The organism is Armatimonas sp. (assembly GCF_043760365.1).
Lineage (GTDB): Bacteria > Armatimonadota > Armatimonadia > Armatimonadales > Armatimonadaceae > Armatimonas.
In genome coordinates this window covers 1-2,373 of the sequence record NZ_JAYUPA010000071.1, presented here as the reverse complement: position 1 = coordinate 2,373, position 2,373 = coordinate 1, and the positions used below count along the sequence as shown (strand labels likewise).

The window sequence follows — 2,373 nt, the reverse complement described above, 5'->3', positions numbered from 1 at the left end:
CTGGGCTTTGATACTCGCCTCTTCCCTGTCGAAGTTTGCCAGCTTGCGCAGGTACCACTCGGCATGCTCGCGTGTCTGGATCGTGAATTGTTCCAGCTTCCTCTCAGGGAAACCGTAGGGGGCTTCTGCGATCTGGCCGTCCGTTCCGGGCGCGGCAGGGGTGAAAAAATCGTCTGTGTTTTGGGTCTCGGTCATGGTCGCTGTGTTCATGGTTAGGGTTCCTCTCGGGGTCAGTGGGGGAGTTTCTAGGCTCCCCCGTGGGTGTCAATACTGCGGGTTGTCTCCGTCTGCCTCGTTCTGCTCACGGAGGCATTCGCGGCAAATCTCGCTCGTTTCGCTCTCGGTGCCCTGGCTGGCCTCGCAGTAGAACGGGTGTTCAAACTCGGCATTGGGGAACCATCGCTCGCAGGAGCTGCAAAACTTGTTCTCGTTGCGATGCGTGGCACACTTGGGGCAGAACCCTTCCTGGGTGTCCCCCTGGCCGCGTGTCCAGTCGATCACGCCGCAAGAGGGGCATCGAACTTCCCCGAATCCTGAGAAGCTGAGGCCGTAGGAATCGCTCGTCATGTGCTCGCCGATGGTGTTTAGGTGGTAGTCCTGAGCATTGCCAGCAAGAGTGGCGCGAATCGCTTCGGCGGCGTTCTCTAGGTTCATCGCCATGGTTTCAAGGGTGGCGGTGGCTCGTTGGGTCTGGGTGAAGTGGTTGGGGAAAATCATGGTCTTGGTGTCCTTTGGGTGAAGTTGGGGGAGGCTGTACCTCCCCCCTGGTCTTGGTCTAGCTTCCGAAGCTCGCGGCGGTGTCTGCCAGCATTTCGGCGCTGAAGCCTACGGCATGCTCTCTTGAGGTCTCTAGCATGAACTCTCGGGCTTCCTCGCGCTCGTAGAGGTCGGCTACCATCGCTTCCTCTGAGGCTTCCTCTTGCTTGCGAGCTACGATGAATTGGTGCAGGCAGATCGCGTTCTTCTCGGCATACTTGCAGGTGCAAGCCACTGGGTGAAACTGCGCGTCAAGCCGGACGGTGTATCGCCGGGTCTCGTCTTCCTTGTGGTCAATGAACACGGTGTCTGCGAGAACTCCGTCAATGGAGAAAAGCACGTTGTACTGAGCGTACTTGGTGCGAGCGTTGCGCTCGGCGGTGAACACTGCGTGAGCAGTAAGGCGGGGGTCAATTGCTTGCATGAACATGGTCTTGAATCCTTCTTGTAGCGTATCAGCTAACTAGTACAGTGTATCAGGTAGTGTATACACTGTCAAGTAAAAAGGGGTGTCTTGTTGAAAAAATATATCTATTTCCTGGTACAGTGTGTTTGTTTGTAGTACACTCGTTGTGGAGGTGAAACCTTGATACAAAGTCGCTTGCCAGAGCTTAAGCTGGCGAAGGAAAGAGAACTGGGGCGCAAGCTGCCCTATCGCACGCTCGCGGAAGAAACCGGGCTTGCCATTGGCACGCTTCAGCGTCTCATGGAGACATCCGGGGAAATCGAGCGGATAGATGGCAATACGCTCTCTCGTCTGTGTGATTACTTCGGGGTCAGCCTGGGGGAGCTGCTCGTCTATGTTCCTGGGCAGGAGCCTGAACTGGTCGCCAGCTCGTGAAACAGCGTCGCCACTATGTGAATTCAAAAGGCATATTGATCGGCTTGAGCGGCGAACAACTTAATGCGCTTTGCGAGGCTGGCATGCGGGGGCAATGGGAAGAGCACAAGCTGCTCCTTGTCGCTGAAGCAATTCAGCATAAGCGAACGGCCAGAGCTGGCGTTTCTCACTTGGTGGGTGAGGGTGCTACTCGTTCTGGTGTGCCTGAGTTTGTCTATTTAGTCCAGGCCGATAATGGCCTCGTCAAGATCGGTAGGACTCGCAACATTAAAAACCGTCTTTCTGAGCTTCGCGTGGGATCCCCCTGCGAGCTAGAACTACTGGTAATGGTCAAGGCTCTTGATTGCGTGTTACTGGAGCAACGATTGCATAGGCGATTTGCAAAAACGAGGGTGCGGGGGGAATGGTTCAGGCTCTCGATGGAGGACATTGAGTATGTCCGCAGGCTCACCAGCTCGTGAGCGTGACGGGTCGCCACCAGGCGGGAGCCGATGCTCTTGCGCAGCTCGTCCGGGTGCGCAGCACAGAGGGAGGGGCGCTGCCAGCTCGTCGCCGACTTACCGGTGCTGGATGCCCTGACCGTAGCGCACGAAGTGCGGGGGCGCTCGCTCGGCGGCGGCGTGGCAGTATGCTCTGCGAGCAGTCCCCAATGTCACGTAGCGGAGCTGGGGCGCAGGTGGCAGGAGTCTGCAAGCCAGAGGCCGACGCAACCTCTCAAGGGAACTCGGTTTCCCCTGGTGAGCGGAGCGAGCGAGCGAGAGCGAGAAGGGGCAGAG

Annotated in this window: 6 protein-coding genes; 2 read left to right on the top strand and 4 right to left on the bottom strand. The window is 57.5% G+C overall.

The annotated features are described in order from the left end of the window. The 3 genes from ACH2EH_RS01840 to ACH2EH_RS01830 form a co-directional block, all read right to left on the bottom strand. A partial coding sequence (locus ACH2EH_RS01840; RefSeq protein ID WP_395138286.1) for a hypothetical protein occupies window positions 1-210 on the bottom strand: 210 nt, incomplete at its 3' end. 54 nt (window positions 211-264) lie between these two features. Beyond that, on the bottom strand, window positions 265-717 hold the full coding sequence (locus ACH2EH_RS01835; protein WP_395138284.1) for a hypothetical protein: 453 nt from the start codon (window positions 715-717) through the stop codon (window positions 265-267). Between the two features lie 58 nt (window positions 718-775). Next, window positions 776-1,180: a hypothetical protein gene (locus ACH2EH_RS01830; RefSeq protein ID WP_395138283.1), complete on the bottom strand. Its 405-nt coding sequence runs from the start codon at window positions 1,178-1,180 to the stop codon at window positions 776-778. 177 nt (window positions 1,181-1,357) lie between these two features. Between ACH2EH_RS01830 and ACH2EH_RS01825 the strand changes: the two genes are divergently transcribed. Beyond that, window positions 1,358-1,597 (top strand): helix-turn-helix domain-containing protein, encoded by a 240-nt coding sequence (locus ACH2EH_RS01825; protein ID WP_395138281.1) that lies wholly within the window; start codon window positions 1,358-1,360, stop codon window positions 1,595-1,597. Further along, complete coding sequence (locus ACH2EH_RS01820; RefSeq protein ID WP_395138279.1) at window positions 1,594-2,058, top strand: GIY-YIG nuclease family protein; 465 nt, start codon at window positions 1,594-1,596, stop codon at window positions 2,056-2,058. The genes ACH2EH_RS01825 and ACH2EH_RS01820 overlap by 4 nt, the downstream gene beginning before the upstream one ends. A gap of 96 nt (window positions 2,059-2,154) precedes the next feature. Here ACH2EH_RS01820 and ACH2EH_RS01815 read toward each other — a convergent pair. Beyond that, window positions 2,155-2,373, bottom strand: a 219-nt coding sequence (locus ACH2EH_RS01815) for a hypothetical protein (RefSeq protein WP_395138276.1), incomplete at its 5' end; no start/stop codon positions are given.

Excerpts from the sequence above, each read along its gene's own strand:
- ACH2EH_RS01835 (WP_395138284.1), bottom strand. The coding sequence starts at position 717 with ATGATTTTCCCCAACCACTTCACCCAGACCCAACGAGCCACCGCCACC.
- ACH2EH_RS01830 (WP_395138283.1), bottom strand. The coding sequence starts at position 1,180 with ATGCAAGCAATTGACCCCCGCCTTACTGCTCACGCAGTGTTCACCGCC.